The organism is Haloferax sp. DFSO52 (genome assembly GCF_048158745.1).
GTDB lineage: Archaea > Halobacteriota > Halobacteria > Halobacteriales > Haloferacaceae > Haloferax.
In genome coordinates, this window is sequence record NZ_JBLOPB010000001.1 from 139,201 (window position 1) to 159,526 (window position 20,326).

Annotated in this window: 20 protein-coding genes; 1 reads left to right on the plus strand and 19 read right to left on the minus strand. The window is 61.9% G+C overall.

Annotated elements, in window-relative coordinates; genetic code table 11:
* Positions 1–4 precede the first annotated feature (4 nt).
* The 6 genes from ACK3SC_RS00695 to lysW all read right to left on the minus strand — a co-directional run bounded on the left by ACK3SC_RS00695 (position 5) and on the right by lysW (position 5,378).
* On the minus strand, positions 5–1,090 hold the full coding sequence (locus ACK3SC_RS00695) for a [LysW]-lysine hydrolase (RefSeq protein WP_416838212.1): 1,086 nt from the start codon (positions 1,088–1,090) through the stop codon (positions 5–7).
* Positions 1,087–2,223: an aspartate aminotransferase family protein gene (locus tag ACK3SC_RS00700; RefSeq protein ID WP_416838213.1), complete on the minus strand. Its 1,137-nt coding sequence runs from the start codon at positions 2,221–2,223 to the stop codon at positions 1,087–1,089. Before ACK3SC_RS00700 ends, ACK3SC_RS00695 begins: the two co-directional genes overlap by 4 nt.
* Entirely contained in the window at positions 2,223–3,152 is a 930-nt protein-coding gene (locus ACK3SC_RS00705) for an acetylglutamate/acetylaminoadipate kinase (RefSeq protein ID WP_416838214.1), read from the minus strand. The genes ACK3SC_RS00700 and ACK3SC_RS00705 overlap by 1 nt, the downstream gene beginning before the upstream one ends.
* A 70-nt stretch (positions 3,153–3,222) precedes the next feature.
* Entirely contained in the window at positions 3,223–4,266 is a 1,044-nt protein-coding gene (argC, locus tag ACK3SC_RS00710; RefSeq protein WP_416838215.1) for an N-acetyl-gamma-glutamyl-phosphate reductase, read from the minus strand.
* Positions 4,263–5,138 (minus strand): lysine biosynthesis protein LysX, encoded by an 876-nt coding sequence (gene lysX / locus ACK3SC_RS00715; protein WP_416838216.1) that lies wholly within the window; start codon positions 5,136–5,138, stop codon positions 4,263–4,265. The genes argC and lysX overlap by 4 nt, the downstream gene beginning before the upstream one ends.
* A 60-nt stretch (positions 5,139–5,198) precedes the next feature.
* A complete protein-coding gene (gene lysW / locus ACK3SC_RS00720; RefSeq protein WP_151113920.1) occupies positions 5,199–5,378 on the minus strand; it encodes a lysine biosynthesis protein LysW in 180 nt (59 codons plus the stop codon).
* Between the two features lie 81 nt (positions 5,379–5,459).
* Between lysW and ACK3SC_RS00725 the strand changes: the two genes are divergently transcribed.
* Positions 5,460–5,711: a hypothetical protein gene (locus tag ACK3SC_RS00725; RefSeq protein WP_416838217.1), complete on the plus strand. Its 252-nt coding sequence runs from the start codon at positions 5,460–5,462 to the stop codon at positions 5,709–5,711.
* On the opposite strand, the gene argH is transcribed toward ACK3SC_RS00725, so the two are convergent.
* The 13 genes from argH to ACK3SC_RS00790 form a co-directional block, all read right to left on the minus strand.
* Positions 5,702–7,168 carry an argininosuccinate lyase gene (gene argH / locus ACK3SC_RS00730; protein ID WP_416838218.1) on the minus strand — a complete coding sequence of 489 codons (1,467 nt, stop codon included), beginning with the start codon at positions 7,166–7,168 and terminating at the stop codon, positions 5,702–5,704. The two genes, ACK3SC_RS00725 and argH, sit on opposite strands and share 10 nt — an antisense overlap.
* 1 nt (position 7,169) lies before the next feature.
* Entirely contained in the window at positions 7,170–8,387 is a 1,218-nt protein-coding gene (locus tag ACK3SC_RS00735) for an argininosuccinate synthase (protein ID WP_416838219.1), read from the minus strand.
* A gap of 315 nt (positions 8,388–8,702) precedes the next feature.
* The gene (locus tag ACK3SC_RS00740) at positions 8,703–9,902 is read right to left on the minus strand and encodes a cation:proton antiporter (RefSeq protein ID WP_416839914.1); all 1,200 of its coding nucleotides are present in this window, start codon (positions 9,900–9,902) and stop codon (positions 8,703–8,705) included.
* Positions 9,902–10,387 (minus strand): cation:proton antiporter regulatory subunit, encoded by a 486-nt coding sequence (locus ACK3SC_RS00745; protein ID WP_416838220.1) that lies wholly within the window; start codon positions 10,385–10,387, stop codon positions 9,902–9,904. The genes ACK3SC_RS00740 and ACK3SC_RS00745 overlap by 1 nt, the downstream gene beginning before the upstream one ends.
* A 185-nt stretch (positions 10,388–10,572) precedes the next feature.
* Complete coding sequence (locus ACK3SC_RS00750; RefSeq protein WP_416838221.1) at positions 10,573–11,178, minus strand: dolichol kinase; 606 nt, start codon at positions 11,176–11,178, stop codon at positions 10,573–10,575.
* A 7-nt stretch (positions 11,179–11,185) separates the two neighbouring features.
* Positions 11,186–12,970 (minus strand): glycine--tRNA ligase, encoded by a 1,785-nt coding sequence (gene glyS, locus ACK3SC_RS00755; protein WP_416838222.1) that lies wholly within the window; start codon positions 12,968–12,970, stop codon positions 11,186–11,188.
* Positions 12,963–13,817, minus strand: coding sequence for a CBS domain-containing protein (locus ACK3SC_RS00760; protein WP_416838223.1), 855 nt, complete (start codon positions 13,815–13,817; stop codon positions 12,963–12,965). The genes glyS and ACK3SC_RS00760 overlap by 8 nt, the downstream gene beginning before the upstream one ends.
* A 340-nt stretch (positions 13,818–14,157) precedes the next feature.
* Positions 14,158–14,709: a hypothetical protein gene (locus tag ACK3SC_RS00765; protein WP_416838224.1), complete on the minus strand. Its 552-nt coding sequence runs from the start codon at positions 14,707–14,709 to the stop codon at positions 14,158–14,160.
* 105 nt (positions 14,710–14,814) lie between these two features.
* Positions 14,815–15,204 carry a hypothetical protein gene (locus tag ACK3SC_RS00770; protein WP_416838225.1) on the minus strand — a complete coding sequence of 130 codons (390 nt, stop codon included), beginning with the start codon at positions 15,202–15,204 and terminating at the stop codon, positions 14,815–14,817.
* Complete coding sequence (locus tag ACK3SC_RS00775; protein WP_416838226.1) at positions 15,194–16,531, minus strand: ABC transporter ATP-binding protein; 1,338 nt, start codon at positions 16,529–16,531, stop codon at positions 15,194–15,196. Before ACK3SC_RS00775 ends, ACK3SC_RS00770 begins: the two co-directional genes overlap by 11 nt.
* On the minus strand, positions 16,528–17,616 hold the full coding sequence (locus ACK3SC_RS00780) for an ABC transporter ATP-binding protein (protein ID WP_416838227.1): 1,089 nt from the start codon (positions 17,614–17,616) through the stop codon (positions 16,528–16,530). Before ACK3SC_RS00780 ends, ACK3SC_RS00775 begins: the two co-directional genes overlap by 4 nt.
* Positions 17,616–19,163: an ABC transporter permease gene (locus tag ACK3SC_RS00785; RefSeq protein ID WP_416838228.1), complete on the minus strand. Its 1,548-nt coding sequence runs from the start codon at positions 19,161–19,163 to the stop codon at positions 17,616–17,618. The genes ACK3SC_RS00780 and ACK3SC_RS00785 overlap by 1 nt, the downstream gene beginning before the upstream one ends.
* 2 nt (positions 19,164–19,165) lie before the next feature.
* The gene (locus ACK3SC_RS00790; protein ID WP_416838229.1) at positions 19,166–20,251 is read right to left on the minus strand and encodes an ABC transporter permease; all 1,086 of its coding nucleotides are present in this window, start codon (positions 20,249–20,251) and stop codon (positions 19,166–19,168) included.
* Positions 20,252–20,326: the final 75 nt, after the last annotated feature.

Below are 20,326 nucleotides of genomic sequence, written 5' to 3' on the forward strand. Positions count from 1 at the left end.
TCTCTCAGTCTTCTACGAGCGTCTCGCAAACGTCCACGAGCACGCCGATGGATTTGTCGAACTCGGCGAGTTCGAGGCGTTCGTCGGGTGCGTGGTCGAGGTCAGAGTCGCCGGGGCCGTAGGTTGCCATCGGGCAGTCCCACGTGCCGGCGAAGATGTTCATGTCACTGGTTCCAGTCTTGCGAAGCAAGCGTGGTTTCGTCCCGTCGACGCCGCGGATGGCGACGCGAAACGCCCGCGCGACTTCGGTCCGCGGACTCATCATCACGGGCGGGATGGGCCTGTTCCAGTGGACGCTCCCGCGAGTGAGTTCGCCTTCGGCGACTTCGCGCACGTCGTCGATGGTGTAGCGCGGCGGGACGCGGAACTGCACGTCCACCGTCGCCTCGACTGCGAGGCCATCCTCGGTGGGGCCGCCGTCGAAGCTCACGGGTTTGGTCGTCACCGTGTCGAAGACGCCGTCGTAGTCTTCGTCGAAGAAGTCGGCGACGCGTGACCACCACGCGACGGCCGACTGGATGGCGTTGTCTTCGGGGCGCGAGGAGTGGCCCTGTTCGCTGGTCGAGACGTACGTCCCGTCGAGGAATCCGCGGTAGCCGAGGGTGACGCCGTCCCAGCCGGACGGTTCGCCGTTGATGACGGCGTCGGGCGCGTCACGGGTCTCGACGAGGTGCCACGCACCACGCGACGATGTCTCCTCGCCGACGACGCCGACGAACGAGACGCCAGTTTCGACGGCGGCAGCGGCCATCGAACAGAGCGGACCGGTCGCGTCGACGCTTCCGCGACCCCACAGAACACCGTCTTCGACCTTGACCGGGACTTCGCCGGGAACGGTGTCGATGTGTGAGGTGAGAAGCACCGAATCGTCAGCAGGTGCGCGAACGTTTCCGACTTCGTCTATCCACACCTCGCGGCCGTGTGCTTCGAAGAACGCCTTCAGCACTTCGGCGGCGGCTGTCTCCTCGCCCGACACCGAGGGTGTCGAGACCATATCGAAGAGGAGACGACGTGCGCCGGCCCAGTCGCTCCCGGCGATGAGGTCGGCGTCCGTCTCGGTGTGCCGGTCGTGTGTGGTTCCAGCGTTCATGATAACACGTTCGTCATGGCCTCAACCGCGTCGTCGGCGTGCGATTCGTCGATGATGAGCGGTGGGAGGAACCGAACGACGGTCCGGCCAGCAGGCAGTGCGAGCAGTTGTTCGGACAGTGCGAGATGCTTTAGGGTGCGGTTCGCACCGCGCTTGACCTCGACACCAATCATCAGGCCGTCGCCACGAACCTCGCGAACCGGCAGGTCGTGCGTCTCGACTGCTGCTTCGAGTTCGCTCGTGAGATAGTCTCCAATCTTTCCGGCGTGCCCGGGGATGTCCTGTTCGACGATGGTGTCGAGCGTGGCGTTGGCCGCCGCACAGACCACGGGGCCGCCGGAGAACGTCGACCCGTGAGACGCCGCACCGTCGGCAATCCAGTCGGCACAGAGCGTCGCACCGAGAGGCAGGCCGTTGGCGATACCTTTCGCGCTCGTGAGGATGTCGGGGACGACACCGGCCTGTTCGCAGGCCCACAGCGTCCCAGTGCGGCCGATTCCGGTCTGAATCTCGTCGAAGACGAGCGCCGCGCCCGCGTCTTCGGTCAGGTCGCGGGCGGTCTGCAGATACTCCGTCGTGGCGGGATTGATTCCGCCCTCGCCCTGAATGGGTTCGAGGAAGACGGCGGCCGTCTCGTCGTCGATTGCCTCGGCGAGTTCTTCTTCGTCGCCGTAGGTGACGAACTCGACACCGCCGGCGACCGGTTCGTACGGCTTCTTGTACTTCTGTTTCCACGTGAGTGCGAGCGAACCGAGGGTACGCCCGTGGAAGGCGCGCTTGGTGGCGATAATCTTCTGGCGACCGGTCGCAGAGCGAGCGAACTTCATCGCCGCTTCGTTGGCCTCCGTTCCGGAGTTACAGAGCCAGACGTTCTCGATGTCGCCGGGTGCGAGCGCCGCGAGTTTCTCGTACAACTCGGTGCGGACTTCGACCGGATACGACGCCTGCACGTAGGTCAACTTCGCGGCCTGCTCTTGAATCGCGGAGGTGACCGCGGGGTGCGAATGACCGAGTGCCGCGACGGCGTAACTCGCGCCGAAGTCGAGATACTCGGTGCCGTCGTCCGAGTAGAGGTAGGCTCCCTCACCGGATTCGATGGTGATGGGTTTCTCGTTGAAGACGAATCCAGACATTAGTCGGCCTCCTCCGCTTCGACCAGCGCACCGGGCGTCACGTGCGTACCGCCGCCGTTGAGCGCCGTCACGATGGGGTCGTTGAGGTTCGCGTCAGAGACGATGACCTCCGCGGCCCCGCCGTCGAGCGCTTCCTTGGCAGCCATGACTTTCTTCGTCATGAAGCCTTCTGCCGCCGCTTCGAGCGCTTCGAACTCCTCTGGCGTGTCGGCCGTCTCGATGAGCGTCGAGTCGTCGTCGGGGTCGGCGTAGACGCCTTTCACGTCGGTGAGGACGACGAGTTTCGCGCCGAGTGCGCCTGCGACTGCTGCGGCGGCACGGTCGGCGTCGGCGTTGACAGGCACGCCGTCGTCGGCCAGCATCGGGACGGTCACGATTGGCGTGTAGCCGCCGTCGAGGAGGGTTTCGAGGAGCGTCGCGTTGACCGAGGTAATCTTCCCGGAGTGGTCGCCGCGTTTGATCTTCTTCTTGCCGTTCTCGACGACGCGAACTGCCGACTTGCGGGGGCCGGTGAGAAGGCCACCGTCCACGCCGGAGAGGCCGAGCGCGTCGACGCCGGCCTCACGGAACAGCGCCGTCAGGTCGGTGTTGAGTTTGCCGGGCATCACCATCGAGAACACCTCCATGGTGCGCTCGTCGGTGAAGCGGCCGGTCACACCCGAGGGCGATTCGACGTAGGTCGGTTCCTCGCCGAGATCTTCGAGCGTCTCGTCTACTGCGGTGGACCCGCCGTGGACGACGACGACATCGGTGCCGTTGGCGACGAGGTGGGCGACATCTGCGACGGCTCCCTTCGGGTCGACGGCCTTCGCGCCGCCAATTTTGACGACGACTGGCGGTTCGGAACCGCCGTCAGTGATTAGATTCGCCTCGTTGTCGACGAGCTGTTCGTGTGCCGCGAGCAGTTCCTCACGTGTGTATCCTGTCATAGTCGGTGTGGTACGATGGTCAGTCTGGGTATGGTCGGTAGTCTGGAAATGGTGCGTTCGGGGGCGGGGGTTAGGGAGAGCCGATTGGGTGGAAGCCGGTGAAGTCGAGGCCGGCAGTCTCCTCCATGCCGAGCGCGATGTTGGCGGCGTGAACCGCCTGTCCGGCTGAGCCTTTCATCATGTTGTCGATGGCCGAGAAGACGACGAGTCGGCGGTTCGTGGGATCGATTTCGAAGCCGACTTCGCCGAAGTTGGTGCCAGCGACGGACTTCGGTTCGGGGTAGCGGTAGACGCCACCGCCGCCCGCGACGGTGCGCATGAAGGGTTCGTCGCCGTAGGAGCCACGGAAGGCTTTCCACATGTCGCCTTTCGACACCGGTCCGTCGGGGAAGACGTGACAGGTCGCCGCCGCACCGCGGACCATGTCCACCGCGTGGACGGTAAAGGAGACTGAGAGGCCGAGATACTCCTCGATTTCAGCCTCGTGGCGATGGCCGGTCGGTGCGTAGGGGCGAACGATACCGGAGCGTTCGGCGTGCGAGGACGCCTTGCTGGCACCTGCACCGCCCTCTGAGGACCCGACTTTCACGTCGACGACAACTTGCTCGTTGCCCGAGAGGATGTCGGCGTCGAACAGCGGCTTCAAGCCGAGAATCGTCGCCGTCGCGTTACAGCCACCCGCTGCGATGAGGTCCGCACCGGGCAGATTTTCCCGATTGAGTTCGGGAAGCGCGTACTCCGATTTGTCGAGGTATTCGGGACAGACGTGCCCGTCGTACCACTGGTCGTACTGTGCTTCTTCGGAGAGACGGAAGTCAGCGGAGAGGTCGACGACCGTATCGGCAGCGTCCTGAAACTCGTCGATGTGTTCCATCGAGACGCCGTGGGGCGTCGCCGTAAAGAGCACGTCCACGGATTCGAGGTCCTCCGGCGAGGTAAAGCGCAGGTCGAGGTGACGAAGGTTCGGGTGGACGTGACCGACGGTCTTGCGCTCGTAAGAGCGACTCGTCGCCTGTTCGATGTCGAAGTTCGGATGACCATCGAGCAGACGGAGCAGTTCGCCGCCGGTGAATCCGGACCCACCGACGACGCCCGCTGTGAGTACCTCGCTCACGCCGAAACCTCCGCGAGTGTCTGTCCGTTGGCGACTTTCGCCTCCAGCCAATCGACGACTTTCGCGGGAACGTCCACGTCGACTGCGTCGTTGAGCGCCTTGAACTCGACTGTGTGGTTGACCTCGTGGACGGTGTAGTCTTCACCGGTCTCCATGAGGTCGACGCCGAGTAGGCCGCCGCCGACCGCGTCCGAGGCCTGTTTCACGAGTTCTTTCGCGCGGTCGTCGAGTTCGAACGCCTCGGCGTTCGCGCCTTTCGCGGCGTTCGTGAGCCAGTGGTCCGACGAGCGAGTCATCGCGGCGATGGGTTCGCCGTCGACGGCGAGCACGCGAATGTCGCGGCCCGGTTTCTCGACGAACTCCTGGATGTAGAACACCTTGTGCTCGTAGTTGCCGAGCGTCGCCTTGTGCTCTAAAATCGCTTCTGCGGCCGCTTCGGAGTCGATTTTGGCCATCAGGCGGCCCCACGACCCGACGACGGGCTTGAGGACGCAGGGGTAGCCGAACTCTTCGACGATCTCCATCGCCGATTCGACCGTGAAGGCGACTTTCGTGTTCGGCGTGGGCACGCCCGCGTCCGCGAGTGCGAGACTGTTTTTCGCCTTGTCGGCGCAGACGTCAGCCGTCTCGTGTGAGTTGACGACTGGAATACCGTACGATTGCAGGAAGCGCGTGATGTAGAGGCTCCTGCTCGTCGCCAGACAGCGGTCGACGACGATGTCGAGGCCGTCGAACGCTTCCGGCGGCTCCGTGAGGTCGAACTGCTCTTTCCGAACGTCTATCTTCGTCACCTCGTGACCGCGCTCGCGAAGCTCGTTGAGAAGCAACTTCTCGTCGCGGCGAATCCGGGAGTAGAGCAGTCCAATCTTCACGCGAGCCACCCCCGGTGGCGAGTGTGAGCAGGGAGGTCCGAGAGTCCGACCATGTGCAATTTACTCTCCCCAGTCCTCTTCGAGTTCAGGTGCCTCTTCTAAAATCACGGGGTCGAGCGAGACGACTTCGAGCTCCGCGCCTGTGGCGGGGCTGTCGATGATTTCGCCGACTTCGACGTCGGCCGGCAGCTCGATTTCTTCTCCGCTCAGTGGGTCTTCCGCAGTGATGGTGTCGCTCATTACATCCTTGGCTGGGCCACGATGGGTATTAAATCCGTCGAAAATTACGCGTCAATAAAGCACGTAAAGAAGACTCTCACGGTGGGTATCAGACGAATCGACCGTCCATCGGGGTCGGTCGAACGACGTGTCGAGCTCGGTTGCCACCCTCACCCAACACCGGAGACGGGACCGGTCGCGGAACCGGTCGGGCCGTCCCCCGCGTCGGGCGTGGTCGCGGTCGCGGTTCGGTTCGCAGTCGCCGAACCGAAACCGGTCGTCGTGGTCGTCGCAGCGCACCCGCTCGCGGTGGTCGTGGCAGACCAGCTTCGGTGGGTGCTCTCTCAGACATAGTTCGAAACCTCTTCGTCGAGTTCCTCGGCGGCGGCCGTGAGCGTGTCGCGGGCGTCTGCGACGGCCGCGTAATCTGCCGAGAGTTCGTCACGGGCCGTCGAGAGCGTCGATTCGACGGCGGCAGGCGCTGGCCCACCGACGGAATCGCGACCCGCGACGCTCTCGGTCGGGTCGAGCGCCGCTTCGACGGCCGCTTCAGTCACGTGTGTAAAGAGAGACTCCCCTAATACGTCCGTAGCGACGGCGTCAAGTGTTGCCACGTCGGGCGTTCCCGAGGACCGAGCGGCGGCCTCGGCGACCACTTCGTGGGCGGTACGGAACGGGAGTCCGGCCATCGCCAGCAGGTCTGCGACGCCCGTCGCCGTCGAAAAGCCGTCTCCGGCGGCCGCGGCGAGTTCGTCTTCGGGCCACGTCGCGGAGGCCACTGCGCCGGCGGCGACTGCCGCCGCTTCGCTCACGTCGTCGACGGCGCGGAATGCGTGCTTGTGCGCGCGTTGTAAGTCGCGGTTGTACGCACGTGGCAGTCCCTTCAGCGTCGTCAGGAGTCCGGTGAGTTCCCCGACTGCGTCGCCCGCGACGGCGCGGACGAGTTCCATCGTGTCGGGGTTCTTCTTCTGGGGCATAATCGAGGAGGTGGACGAGTAGTCGTCCGAAAGCTCGACCAGCCCTTTGTTCGAGAAGATGACGAGGTCCTCGGCGAGTCCAGAGAGCGTGATGGCGTGTGTCGCCAGCGCCCCGAGCGTCTCCGCGAGGAAGTCGCGGGTCGCAGAGGCGTCCATCGAGTTCTCCATCACGCTGTCGAATCCGAGCAGGTCGGCGACGAGTTCGCGATTCACGTCGAACGGCGTGCCGGCGAAGGCTGCCGACCCGAGGGGTGACTGGTTGATACGCTCGTACGCGCACATGAGGCGGGCGCAGTCGCGAGCGACCGCCCGCTCGTACGAGAGCAGGAAGTGCGCAACCGTCGTCGGTTGAGCGGGTTGCAGGTGCGTGTATCCGGGCATCACCGTCTCGGTGTGCTCGCTCGCCGTCTCGACGAGTGATTCGCGCAGGGCGAGCGCAGCGTCGAGTGCCTCCAACACGTCGTCGCGGAGGCGGTAGCGAATGCAGGTCGCCACCTCGTCGTTGCGCGAGCGCGCGGTGTGCATCTTTCCACCGTCGGGGCCGACGATGTCGATGACGGCGGCCTCGATGGCTTCGTGGACGTCTTCGCCACCGGAGAGTGAATCGTGGCCGGCGGCTTCCACGTCGTCGAGCGCGTCGAGGATGGCTGCTGCAACGTCAGACTCGATGATGTCCTGTGCTGCGAGCATCACCACATGCGCCCGGTCGACGGCGAGGTCGGCTTCGAAGATGCGTTCGTCGGCCGCGAGGCTCGACATGAACCCGCGGGCGGGGCCGCCACTGAAGCGGTCCCGGCGAATGACGCTCTCGGAGGTGCCGTCCTCGCCTGTCATCTTACTCGTCGCTACCGCCGTCGGCGGCCAGTTCAGGCTTCTGCTTCTTCGTGCTCTGGTTGGCGAGACGCGCCTGGAAGCCGTGGTACTTGGCGACGCCCGTCGCGTCGGCCTGTTCGATGCCGTCGACCGTCTCCGTGTTGAAGGAGGCTGCCGATTCGGAGTAGGCGGCGAACTCGGATTCGCGGCCGACCGGACGGGCCTGTCCGCCCTCGAACTTGATGGTCACGGTGCCCGTGACGCGCTCTTGGGTCTTCTCGACGAAGGCACTCAGTGCGCCTACGAGCGGGGCGTCGATGAGGCCTTCGTAGGCCTTCTGGGACCACTCGTTGTCGACGGTGGCCTTGAAGTCACGTTCTTCTTTCGTGAGGACGAGTCCCTCGAGCGCCTTGTGGGCGTTGAGGAGCGTCGTCGCGGCCGGGTGCTCGTAGTTCTCGCGAACCTTCAGGCCGAGCATGCGGTCTTCCATCATATCCGTGCGACCGACGCCGTAGGAACCGGCTTTCTCGTTGAGGAAGGCGATGAGTTCGAGGGGCTCCATCTCGTCGCCGTCGATGGCGACGGGGTAACCGTCTTCGAACTCGATTTCGATGAGTTCCGTCTCGCCCGAGGGCTGGTCGGTCCACTCGTAGATGTCTTCCGGCGGGACGTAGCCGGGGTCTTCGAGGTTGCCGCCCTCGATGGAACGGCTCCAGAGGTTCGTGTCGATGGACCAGACGCCTTCGTTGCCACCCTGTACGGGGAGGTTCTTCTCGGCGGCGTACTCGATTTCCCACTCGCGGGTCATCCCCATCTCGCGGACGGGTGCGATGACTTCGAGGTCCGACGCGCGCCAGACGGCTTCGAAGCGGAGTTGGTCGTTTCCTTTGCCCGTACAGCCGTGGGCGATGCCGTCACAGTCTTCTTCCTGTGCGAGGTCGAGGATGGCGTTCGCGATGACCGGGCGTGCGAGCGCGGTTCCGAGCGGGTAGCCCTGATAGTCTGCGTTCGCGGTCACCGAGTCGAGACAGAGCTGTGCGAACTCCTCTTTCGCGTCGATGACGTAGTGTTCGAGTCCGAGGGCTTCGGCCGTCTCGTAGGCCTCCTCGAACTCTTCTTCGGGTTGACCGACGTCGACGGTGACGCCGATTACTTCGTCGTATCCGTACTCTTCTTTGAGAATCGGGACACAGATTGTGGTGTCGAGTCCGCCCGAGAACGCGAGTGCGACTTTCTTCATGTATACTCGTCTGTGGCATGGACATACAGATAAATTCTTTGCATTCGTTTTGTGAAATTAAAGGGTAGAGATGCCTATAGCCAAGAAAACTGGAGATTAGCAATTTCGACGTGTCCCGAAGGATATGGTAGTTATGGCCCTAAAGGGCCGGTCGTCGTCGGACAGCAGCGGCTCGCAGCGGGGCAAAAGTGGCGCGGGTGCTGCGAGACGCCATGGTTATGAAATCCTACAGTGTCACCCATATTAAATCCTTTCGGCGTCGCAACGTTCGCCGCTGTCGTCCGCCCCGACAGCGTTCGGGCTAAAACTGGCATCTCAGGCGTCCGAACCTGCCGACCCGCTGCGGAAGACCAGTCGTTCGACGAGGTCCGACCGCTGCATCAACACCGTCCCGAGCGCGCTCATCACGAGGACGTAGCCGACGGCGAACGCCGGAATCACCTCGCGCATCACCTGCGTGGACCCAGACGCTGCCAGCGCCGCGATGACCAGCGAGAACTCACCACGCGGGACCATTCCGACGCCGACACGGAGCGACCGGTGGGTCGAGAGGTCGTAGACCCGGCCACCGAGATACCCCGAGAAGACTTTCGCGGGTGTCGTCACCAGCACCGCGACGACGAGTGGAATCGCGGCGGCGGCGAGGAGTGCCGGGTCCGTCCCGAGGCCAATCCAAAAGAAGAAGATGGCTGCGAACACGTCGCGGACGGCAGTGAGTCGGCGTTCGATTGCCTCGCGGTGCCCGCTCGTCGAAAAGCCCATCCCGACGAAGAACGCCGCGACGGCCTCACTCACGCCGAGTGCCAGCGCCGCGCCCGAGATGACGATGACTACGGCGAGCGCACGCAGGACGAACGCTTCCTGATTACCCACGGCGAGGACGCGCGTGAACAACCGCGTCCCGTACTGGACGGCAACGAGGAGGAGTCCGAGAAAGCCGAACGCGATGGCGAGCGAGTGCCCGATGGCGACGAGGCCACCGTCGCCCCCGAGGACGAGCGACGTGACGGCGGCGAGGTAGACGGCGATTGCGAGGTCCTCGAAGACGAGTGTCCCCAGGATTGGTTCCGACTCTGGGTCGGCGATCCACCCGAGGTCGATGAGTGTCTTCGTCACGATGGCAGACGACGAGATGTAGACGATGCCACCGAGGAGGAACGACTCCACGAGCGTCCACCCGAGTGCGAGGCCGATGGCGACGCCGAGTGGAAGATTGACCACGAGGTCGACTGCGCCGGCACGGCCGATGTTGCTTCGTGCGGCACGAAGTCTGTCGAGACTGAACTCCAGTCCGAGGAAGAACAGCAAGAGGACGATTCCGACTTCTGCGAGTAACGACACCACCTCGCCGTTCGCGACGTACGGGAGTCCGAACCGGCCGGCGACGTAGGGGCCGACGACGACGCCGCCGACGACGTACAGTGGGATAACCGACAGCCCGAGACGGAGCGCGACCGCGCCGGTGAGCGCGAGGACGGCGAACAGATAGCCGAATTCGAGGAGTTCCGCCGCCATCAGGTTCCGGTCACGAATGCTTCGAACGCTCGGCACGAGTCTTTCGACCCGATGACGACGAGTGTGTCACCCACGTCGACCATCGTGTCGCGACCCGGTGAGGTGATAACGTCGGTACCGCGCTCGATGGCGATGACCGACGCACCAGTCTCTGCCCGGATGTTCGACTCTCCGAGTGTCTTTCCGGCGATGTCGGAGTCAGCAGCGACTTCGACCCACTCGATGAGCATGCTGTCGCCCAGCAACGTTTCGATGTGACTCGATTGGACCGGTTGGAAGTACGCGCCTTCGAGGAGCGTCCCCACTTGTCGTGCGAGTTGGTCGTCGAGTTCGAACAGTTTCTCGGAGTCACTTTCGGCGCTTTCGCGGCGGAACACCTCTCGTTTCCCGGTGTTGTGGGTGACGATGACGAGTCGTTTCCCACCGCCGAGTTCTACCTCGTGCTTCTTTCCGACACCCGGAAGGTCGCTCTCGTAGATAGTCACGTACGGGACGTTAGCGACCCGGTGAAATAAAAACGCGTCTCTGTTTTGCAGACGTGGTCGAGAAAACGCGTCTCTGTTTTGCAGACGTGGTCGAGAAAACGCGTCTCTGTATCGCACAGATGGACGAAAAATTGCGTTCGCCCGTGACGACGATGAACTGACTTGCGCGCCGACGAACGGCACTCTCACACGACGACGACGAACAACGCCGCCGCAATCGCCGTACAGGCGACCGGTGGAATCGAGAGATTGTCGTCGATGACGTAGCCTGCGACGACGGGTTTCACGCCATCTGCGACCGTCGCGCCGAGTGCGCCCACAGCCGCCGCGATGCTTCCTGCGACGACGCCAGCGACCGGTATCACGAACGGTGCGGCGAGCGCGAAGCAGACGGTGAACATCACGGCGAGCGTGCTGAGTGACTTCATCTCGCCGACCGGTGCAGACCCGAGGAGGCCGCTTATCGGGTCGCCGATGGTGAGCATGAGCATTCCGGGGACTGCGATGTACGGCGCGAAGACGAGCGCGACGAACGTCTGACTGTACGCGTAGAGGGCGTAGCCAGCGACGTTGTCCTGTTCGTACTCGCGGGTGAGTTCGTCGTAGATTCCCCACTGGAGGCCACCGTAGAGACGAAGCAGTTCGAGGACCGTCACGACGGCCGAGACGAGGACGAACAGGTAGCCCAACGTCTGCCAGTCGACGATGCCGAGGATGTACAAAAGCGGCATCCCCGACCCGCTCGCGTGGACCAGTCGCCGTTTTATCTCGGCGGTAGCCGGACGGACCACGGATACATCAGGCCTCGACGACTTCGTTTGCGTCGAGTACGTCGTCGAACGACGTGGTGCCGGCACGGAGGCCGACGAACGTCTCGACGAGGTCGGAGACCGGAACGCGGACCTGCCGACCGGTGTCGCGTTCGCGGATGGTCACCGTGTTCGGGCCCTCTCCTTCGATACCGTCTCGGTCGATGGTGATACAGAACGGAGTGCCGACTTCGTCCTGTCGTCGGTAGCGACGGCCGATGCTGCCGGAGTCGTCGTGGACGACGGCGAATCCGGCCGCACGGAGTTCTTCGGCCACGTCGTCTGCGAGTTCGACGAGCTCGTCGACGTTGCTGACGAGCGGGAAGACACCGACGTTCGTCGGTGCGACGGTCGGCGACAGCGAGAGGAACGTTCGTTCTTCGCCGTCCACCTCGTCTTTCTTGTGCGCGTGCGCGAGGAGCGTGTACACCGTCCGGTCCACACCGAACGAGGGTTCGACGACGTGCGGCGTGATGTGTTCGCCCGATTCGGTCTGCGTCTCCACCGAGAAGTTCGCCACGTCGGTATCGACGGTCACTTCTTCGCCGTCGATGTCGAGGGTGAGTTCGTCGGCGTCGAAGGCGTCGGGGTCGCGCTGGGCGAGCGATTCGAGTGCCTCGGCCACGTCTGCGGCCTGCGCACCGAACTCTGGACCGAGCGTCGCCATGTCGGGGTCGACGACGGCGCGTTCGACCGTCTTGGGTTCGTCGTACTGCTGGAAGACGGTGAAGTCGTCGTCGCCGTACTCGCCGTGTTTCGAGAGGTCGTAGTCGCTGCGGTACGAGAAGCCAGCGATCTCTATCCAGTCGCCATCGACTTCGCTCTCGGCGTCCCAGCAGTCTGCGGAGTAGTGGGCACGCTCGCCGGCGAGGTGTTGGCGGAAGCGGAAGCGGTCCATATCGACGCCGATGGATTCGTACCACTCCTGTGCGATACCGAGGAAGTAGCCGATCCACGCGTTGGCGATGATGCCCTCGTCCACGGCGGCACCGATGGTCGTCTCGACGTACTCGCCGTCGTCTTTCTCCTGTTCGGTCGCGGGGTAGAGCAGCACCTCGATGTCCTCGACTGCCGAGAGGTCGGGTTCGTCTCGTTCGGGGTCGATGAAGTGCTCTAACTCCGCTTGCGTGAACTCGCGGGTGCGGACGATGTTCTTCCGTGGGCTAATCTCGTTGCGGTAAGCGCGACCAATCTGGGTCACGCCGAACGGCAGGCGATTGCGTGCGTACTCTTTGATGCGCGGAAACTCCACGAAGATGCCCTGTGCCGTCTCGGGACGGAGATAGCCGGGCGTCTTCGAACCGGGGCCGATGTTCGTCGCGAACATCAGGTTGAACTCCTCGACGGGCTGGCCGGCGAGTTCGGCACCGCAGTTCGGACAGACGAGGCCGAGGGCCGAAATCTTCTCGGCGGCCTCCTCGGGGGAGAGCGTCTCTGCGTCTTCTAACTCGGAGTTGTCCTCGATGAGATGGTCTGCGCGGTGGGACTCACCACACTCGGCACACTCGACGAGCATGTCGTCGAATCCGTCGAGGTGACCAGATGCCTCGAAGACCGGTTCGGGCATGATGGTCGGGGCCTCGATCTCGAGGTTGCCCTCCTGGACGGCGAAGCGCTCGCGCCACGCCTCTTCGACGTTCGACTTCAGCGCCGCGCCCTGTGGGCCGTAGGTGTAAAAGCCGCCGACGCCGCCGTAAGCTTCCGAGGAACCGAAGAAGAAGCCACGACGTTTCGCCAGTTCGGCGAGTGCAGCCGACTCGGTGCCCTCACTCATACAGTGCCTCCAGCAGGTTGATGTCGCGGACGATGCCGACGAGTTCGTCGCCGCTGACGAGCGGAATCTGCTCGATATCCTCACGGATCATCATCTGGGCGGCGTCCTTCGCGTTGACGCGCGTCGAGACGGTTTCGATGTCGTCGGTCATGAACTTCGAGACTGGCTCGGCCGGGATCTCGACGTTACGGGTGGGGATGTAGCGGTTGCCGACGGCTTTGATGCCTTCCCACATCCACTCGTCGTCCTGATTGGCGACCGAGTCACCGGTTCCCGCTTCGCCTTCGACGACGCGGGCGACTTCGATGATGTCGACTTCGGTGACGATGCCTGCCAGCGAGGCATCCTCGTCGAGAACGACTGCATAGGGGACGTTCGCGTAGAAAATCTCGCGTTCGACGATTGGGAGGGGAACCTTGATGTACGTCGTGTTCACGTCGCGAGAGGCGAGGTCACCGACGAGTGTTTCGCCGTCGATATCGCCACGGGCGATGGCGCGAATCACGTCGGTCACGGTGAGAATTCCTTCGATTGAATCTCCTTCGACGACCGGGAGTCTGCGTGCACTTTCCGAAACCATCGTCGCCGCTGCATCTTCCAGGTCGTCGTCGGCGCTGACGGTCGGAACCTCGCGGACGAGCACTGCGAGTTGGTCTTCGTCCGGATGCTTGATGAGATCCTCTCGGGAGATAAGACCGCGGTACGTAGCGCCGTCGTCGGAATCTTTGACGACAGGCACAGACGAAAAGCCACGCTCTTGGAGGTATTCCAGAACGTCGTCGCGCGTGCCCGGAAGGGACACGGTCACGACCTCCTCACCGGGCGTCATCGCGTCGGCTACTTTCATATACCCACCGTACAGGCCGCCGCCTCTTGTAGTCTACGAAGGGGTGCGACCAAGGAACATGGTCGGCGAGTGGGCTGCTCTGCACTCTCGGCATCGCCTGTGACTCGGTCTGCACTCGGGTCGTCACTTGCGATTTGGTCTGCAGTCGGGTCGCCATCTGTGCTATCGTCGTGTGTGAACGACACGAGATAGTCGCTCAGACCTGTCTGCAGAACGCCTCTCAAGAAAGAACTGTCCGCAGAAAACGCGTCTCGGGAACGTTCACCACTCGGACCCGTCAAAATCGCCCGCCCGTTCGCCGCAATTCGATATTTTAGACGGTTCGACGGTGTCCGACGTTCTATATGTCAGTCTCGTACGCGTAGAACTGGTCTGGGTCAGGGAAGAACGACTCTGGGTGCTCGTGTTCGAAGGTGTGGATGAGGGTCCCGTCGAGTCGCTTGAGGTGGGAGTACATCTTTCCTTCTTCCATCGCAGTCCGAACCATCGGTGGTGAAAATCGGATTCTGTAGGCACCACCGATGAACAACGAGAGCTTCGCCTCTGGGTCGATACACTCAGTCACGATGAACACGTTTTCGCCGGCCGTACTCTGGTAGACTGCCGTCTCAGAGAAATTCGCCCGTTCGTTGAACTCGATGAATGGGTCGACCTTGTTTCCGGGAACGATGTACGACAGTCCCCACTCTTCGGTCTCACCAGACTCAGGGTTCTTCGGCGTCGTGTGCCCAGACGGAAGGAACAACGTCTCGTACCCCTCGTTTTCTCGATCTGCCATCATCGCCTGCACGTCTTCGACAGTCTGAATCCATCCCTCTCGCGAGACCTCAGGCGAGCGGGCGATTCGATCGAGATCGCTGGGTTGGCTCTCACCCTGATCGATGTTGACCATACTGGTACTTCGACTCACGGTTGATAAAAGACACGAGTATGGGCCTCACTCCCACCGTTGTGGCCTCGTGGGGCCTCACTGTCGAGTCTCGTCGCGGCCGGTTGGTCACCCGGCGATGTCGAACCCGACTTCGAGGAGGTACGACACCCCGAGAATCACGAGACTCACGACGAATAGCTTCGTATTTCGACTCACTCGCTCTTCGAGCGGGAGTCGACCCTCGCTCGGGAGGATATCCTGAATCCGCGCTTCGAATCCGTACTCCGAATCGCTGTCGAGGGTGACTCGTTTCCGGTCGCGGCGTGGTGACTTCGGCTGAATCGCGAAACTCCCGACGCCGAACAGGAGAAATCCGACGACGAACAGGATGTACTTCAGCGTCAAGAGGCCGCTTCCGAGGACGAACGAGACCACTGCGAACGCACCGACGATTGCTGCGACTACCGTCGCAACCCAGAGGGCGAATTCAGTGAACTGGTACCACTTATTCGCCATATACGCGCCGATCGAGCACGGTATCGACGTCTTCGTAGTCGTCGACGTGGCGGTGACAGTAGCTCTGTCGGTCGTCGCCGACCGAGGTGAACGCTGGGCGCTCGTGGTCACAGATGCTCCCGAACTCGTCGAGCAGGTACTCCCGGGCGTCGCCCGGATGACCGTCTTTGATCATCTCGACAGCGGCGTCGATGTGTTCGTCGACGTCGGACGGCACGTCGATATCTCCGAAGAAGTCGTTGACCGCTTCGTCGATATCGTCGTATTTCGAGAACATCCCTAACTGCCGCGCAACTCTGTCTTTCGTGCTCAGGCTGAGTCGAGAGCGCTCACGAACGATTTCTCGGAATCGTTCGAGGCCGTCCCACACCTCGTTCGGGAGGTCATCGTACTCAGCAGGGTATATCTTCGCGGGACACCGGGTGGAGAACTGACATCCCTTCGGTGGGTCACGCGGACTCGGTGGCGTCCCCGGAAGCGTGATTCGAGCGCGAGTTGCGGTCGGGTCGGGTCGCGGAATTGCAGAGAGCAACGCTCGCGTATATGGGTTCTCGGGGTTCTCGTACAGGCTTTCTGTCTCTCCGAGTTCCATAATCTTCCCGAGGTACATCACCGCGACGCGGTCACAGATGTGGCGGACGACAGAGAGGTCGTGTGCGATAAAGAGGTACGTGAGGTCGAACTCCTCTTGGAGGTCTTCGAGCAACGTGATGATCTTTGCCTGAACACTCACGTCGAGCGCAGACACCGGCTCGTCGAGAACGACGAACTCGGGCTCTAACGCGAGCGAGCGGGCGATACCGATACGCTGGCGCTGGCCGCCTGAGAACTGGTGCGGGTATCGGAAGTAGTGTTCTTCCTGCAGTCCGACCTCCGAAAGCAGGTCCATCACACGCTCACGTCGCTCTTTTTTGTTCCCCCAGTTGTGTGCTTCGAGCGGTTCCCTGATAATCTCGCCAACGGTCATCCGGTCGTTCAGGCTCGACTCGGGGTCCTGAAACACCATCTGGGCGTTTCGTCGCCACTCTTTGAGGTCTTTGCCCTGTAACTCGGTGATGTCGGTTCCCGCGAACGAAACTGTCCCTTCGGTTGCGGTTTCGAGTTGGAGGAGCGTTCGTCCGAGTGTACTCTTTCCAGAGCCTGACTCGCCGACGAGTCCGAACGTCTCGCCACGCTTGATGTCGAAGCTAACGTCGTCGACGGCTTTCACTGGTGGCTCGGCCAAGAGACCGCTGTCACCGTAATACTTCTTCAGATTCTCGACTTCGATGAGCGTCTCGCTTGCGGTCGCTGTCTGTCTACTCGAACCTTCTACAGTCTGACTCATGCTGTATCACTCTCCGTTTCAACGGCCTTTCCATCACTCTGCGACGAATGATACTCGATACGCTTCGTCACCGGCATCTCCTCGGGATACAGCAAACACGCTGCACTGTGATTCCCGCTTTCGTTGACGGCGACGTGTGTTGGTGCGACCGCGTCGCACTCTTCGAACGCCTTTGGACACCGCGGTGCGAACCGGCAGTAACTCGCCGGCTCGTTCGGCGTCGGAACGTCTCCTTCGATCGTCTGGAGTCGCTCACCTTGCGCTTGCTGGCCGGGGATCGCACCGAGTAGCCCTCGGGTGTAGGGGTGTTTGGGGTTCGCGAAGAGTTCCTCGACCGGTGCCGATTCGATAATCTGACCTGCGTACATCACGTTGACGCGGTCGGCGATCTCTGCGATGACACCCATGTCGTGGGTGATGAACAGAATCGACAGCCCACGCTCTTCTTGCAAGTCCTTCAGCAGGTCGAGAATCTGCGCCTGGATGGTCACGTCGAGCGCCGTCGTTGGCTCGTCACAGATGAGGAACTCTGGGTCACATGCGAGCATCATCGCGATGACCGCTCGTTGACGCATCCCGCCAGAGAACTCGTGTGGATACTCGTTGAGTCGGCGTGAGGCGTCAGGAATCGCGACGTCTTCGAGGAGGCGAATTGCCTCTTCTGTCGCTTCCTTTCCACGGAGTCCACGGTTGACCCGGAGCGCCTCCTTGATCTGATTCCCGACCGTGTAGACGGGGTTCATCGACTTCTGCGGGTCCTGGAACACCATTCCAATCCCGCTCCCTCTGACGTGTTGATACTGCTTTTCGGTGTACTCGGTGAGCTCTTCGCCGTTGAATTTGATCGACGAACCGGATTGAATCTCACCGGGGGATTTGATCAATCCCATGATGGACCGAGCAGTGACGGATTTTCCAGACCCGGACTCGCCGACGATACCGACGGTCTCACCCTCGTGAACGTCGAAGCTGACACCATCGACAGCGTAGATGTTCTCCCGGTCCGTTCTGAACACTGTCCGAAGGTTTCGAACTGAAAGGACTGGCTCTTCGTCTTGGTCGCTCATCGTCGCTTCAGACTGCATCAGGCACCACCTCCTGCGGTCTCTTCTTTAGAGGCACCTTCACTTTCGGGGTCGATTGCGTCACGAATTCCGTCACCGACCGCGTTGAGGCCGGTGACGAGCACCACGATCATGAGGCCGGGAATCAGCGAGATGTGCCACGACGGACCGGACACGTAGTCCTGTCCGAGCGACACTGCGCGACCCCACGCGGGGGTCGGCGGCGTAATCCCGAGGCCGTTCCCGAGGAACGACAGCGCAGCGAGCGAGATGATGATCCCACCCGTGGACATCGACGCGTACACGAGGAGGTAGCCGACCACGTATGGGAGCATGTGCTTGCGCATGATGACGCGCGGTCGCTGTCCGAAACTCTTCGCAGCGTCGATCCACTCTTCTTGTGCCACCTGCAAGGCGGGCCCACGCAGGGCACGCCAGAGGAACGGCCACGTCGTGAACGCGAACACTAACGCGAGTAAGAACCCGCCGTCGAGTACGTCTGCAAGCCAGTGACTGGCGAAGACTGCGCTCACCATAATGAGCAAGAGCAGTTGCGGTATCGACACCACCCCGTCGGCAGTCGTGAGGATACCCAGGTCGATAGTCCCGCTGTAGAACGCGGATATCATCGACAGTCCGCCTGCAATCAGGGCGGCAAGCCCAATTGCGAGTCCGGAGACGATGAGTGTAATCCGTGCCCCGCCCATCATGAAGGTGAACAGGTCACGGCCGTTCGGTAACGTCCCGAACGGATGGTACCGATTGAAATTGTCGTAGGTCATCGGTCCGACGTTCTGGTCACCTGCGCCCTTCGACTTCGAGTCGAAGTTGGCGTCGCCGGGCGTAATCGTCTCTACCTGTCCACTCTCTTCGGAGAAGTACTGAATCTCGTAGCTGTACGGCGATTGGATGTTCTGGTCGACCGTCGTCGGGCCGAGTGCCGGACCGAACAGTGCCATCGTGACGAACAACGCGAGGACGATAAGTCCGAACTGCCCCCAGCGGTGGTCCCGAAGTCGGTTGACGATGTCGTCGGACGGGGCCCAGTTAGCCTGCCGGTAGTATTTCCGGAAGATGAGCCAGCCGCGGAACACCCAGTAGAACACGAAGAGGGAGTACGCGACGATGAGGACGACGCGAATCGCCCACGCGTAGGCGGGTTCGAGGCCGAGGAACGTGTCGACCCACGGGCCGTCTGGTCCGGCCAAGTGACCCTGGTTCGGAATCGTGTCGCGACTGAGGAGTGTTGGAAGTCCTTCGGCCGCATCACGGAAGCCGGTAATCGTGTTCGAGAGTGAGGTCTGGAACGAGACGACTGACGCTGCGAGACCCTCGGAGACGTACCCAAAGAGGACGTCGAAGAACGCAGTCACACCGATGACGAGTGCATCGAGTACAGTGAGCACGCCACCGAGGAACGCGCCTAATTCGACGACGAGAAGCGCCAGTGCGACGGCCAGCCATCGGATGGCTGGCTGGGGATTCGCTTCGATTCGTGAACGCAACGTCGAGTCCTCTGCGAACGTCGACTCGACCGTGGTCTTCTCGGAACCTGTGTTTGTAGCCATAGTTACGTATCCTCCAGAGTAATCCGTGGGTCGATGAGCGTGTACAGCAGGTCCTGTACGATGTTGAACAACACCTGAATCACGACGAAGATGAACACCAGTGCCATAACCACTGGAATGTCCGGTCCAAGGATGGACCTGAAGAACAGATTCCCGAGACCGTTGATACTGAAGACTTGCTCGACGAGAACTGAGCCGCCAATCAGGAGATAGAACTCACCCATAATGACGGGGAGTAGTGGGACGACCGCATTTCGACCCACGTGTTTGACGATAATCGCGCGAGGCGACAGGCCCTTTGCCTTCGCGGTTTCGACGTACTTCGAATTGATGCTTTCGAGCACGGCGGTTCGCCCGATTCGAATCTCGTTCCCCATCGATGCAGAACCGAGTACCAGCGCCGCTGGAAGAATCCATTTGAACGCGATGAGCATGTTCTGGATGTTGGGCACTGGGATGAACAACAGCTCCAGAACGGGAACACCGGTGAAGAGGTCGATCGTGGAGAATAGATTTGCGACCTCGTCAGGCGTCCCGATAACGTCTGTTTTGAAAAGCCACCCACGGTACCACGAGAGGGCACCACCGGCGGTGAGGCTCCCTGCAATCATGACTGCGAGCCAGAAGTTCGGCATCGCCCGCCAGATAATTCCGCCACCGGAAGCGAGGTAGTCGCCCCAGGTGTTCGCTTTCAGCCCTGCATAGAGACCAATCGGAATACCAAATACGAGTGCAACGACGACGGACCACCAGCCAAGCCACAGCGTCGCGGGCATTCGGGCGATGATGACCTTCATGACCGGGACGTTGCGCTGGATAATCCAGGACTTACCGAACTGGAGGGTGAACAGGTCGGTCATGACCATCCGATACTGGTCCCAGAGCGGGACTGGATTCCCGTTCGGATAGTTGATCCCGAGTGCAATCCGCAACTGCCGAGCAGCCTCCGGGTTTGCGTCACGGCCGAGGATGGACAACACAGGGTCGATGGGACCGAGATACATGACCATGAACGAAATCGTGAGCCCGAACAGGACGACTGGCACACCGAGGACTAACCGTTTTCCAAGATAGGCCAGTTTGTTCATGCTGCACTCACCCGGGTTGTGAGTGGTGCTTCCTGTCCACACCCCGAGGGAGCGGTGAGGAACTGTCTGCGTTCG

What these genes read in the sequence shown, in the direction of transcription:
- argH (WP_416838218.1), bottom strand. Translation starts at nt 7,168, where the DNA reads ATGACAGGCGAGGACGGCACCTCCGAGAGCGTCATTCGCCGGGACCGC.
- ACK3SC_RS00740 (WP_416839914.1), bottom strand. Translation starts at nt 9,902, where the DNA reads ATGGCGGCGGAACTCCTCGAATTCGGCTATCTGTTCGCCGTCCTCGCG.
- ACK3SC_RS00790 (WP_416838229.1), bottom strand. Translation starts at nt 20,251, where the DNA reads ATGAACAAACTGGCCTATCTTGGAAAACGGTTAGTCCTCGGTGTGCCA.
- glyS (WP_416838222.1), bottom strand. Translation starts at nt 12,970, where the DNA reads ATGAGTGAGGGCACCGAGTCGGCTGCACTCGCCGAACTGGCGAAACGT.
- ACK3SC_RS00770 (WP_416838225.1), bottom strand. Translation starts at nt 15,204, where the DNA reads ATGGCGAATAAGTGGTACCAGTTCACTGAATTCGCCCTCTGGGTTGCG.
- ACK3SC_RS00695 (WP_416838212.1), bottom strand. Translation starts at nt 1,090, where the DNA reads ATGAACGCTGGAACCACACACGACCGGCACACCGAGACGGACGCCGAC.
- ACK3SC_RS00700 (WP_416838213.1), bottom strand. Translation starts at nt 2,223, where the DNA reads ATGTCTGGATTCGTCTTCAACGAGAAACCCATCACCATCGAATCCGGT.
- ACK3SC_RS00735 (WP_416838219.1), bottom strand. Translation starts at nt 8,387, where the DNA reads ATGAAGAAAGTCGCACTCGCGTTCTCGGGCGGACTCGACACCACAATC.
- ACK3SC_RS00760 (WP_416838223.1), bottom strand. Translation starts at nt 13,817, where the DNA reads ATGAAAGTAGCCGACGCGATGACGCCCGGTGAGGAGGTCGTGACCGTG.
- ACK3SC_RS00780 (WP_416838227.1), bottom strand. Translation starts at nt 17,616, where the DNA reads ATGCAGTCTGAAGCGACGATGAGCGACCAAGACGAAGAGCCAGTCCTT.
- ACK3SC_RS00705 (WP_416838214.1), bottom strand. Translation starts at nt 3,152, where the DNA reads ATGACAGGATACACACGTGAGGAACTGCTCGCGGCACACGAACAGCTC.
- ACK3SC_RS00765 (WP_416838224.1), bottom strand. Translation starts at nt 14,709, where the DNA reads ATGGTCAACATCGATCAGGGTGAGAGCCAACCCAGCGATCTCGATCGA.
- ACK3SC_RS00775 (WP_416838226.1), bottom strand. Translation starts at nt 16,531, where the DNA reads ATGAGTCAGACTGTAGAAGGTTCGAGTAGACAGACAGCGACCGCAAGC.
- ACK3SC_RS00785 (WP_416838228.1), bottom strand. Translation starts at nt 19,163, where the DNA reads ATGGCTACAAACACAGGTTCCGAGAAGACCACGGTCGAGTCGACGTTC.
- lysW (WP_151113920.1), bottom strand. Translation starts at nt 5,378, where the DNA reads ATGAGCGACACCATCACTGCGGAAGACCCACTGAGCGGAGAAGAAATC.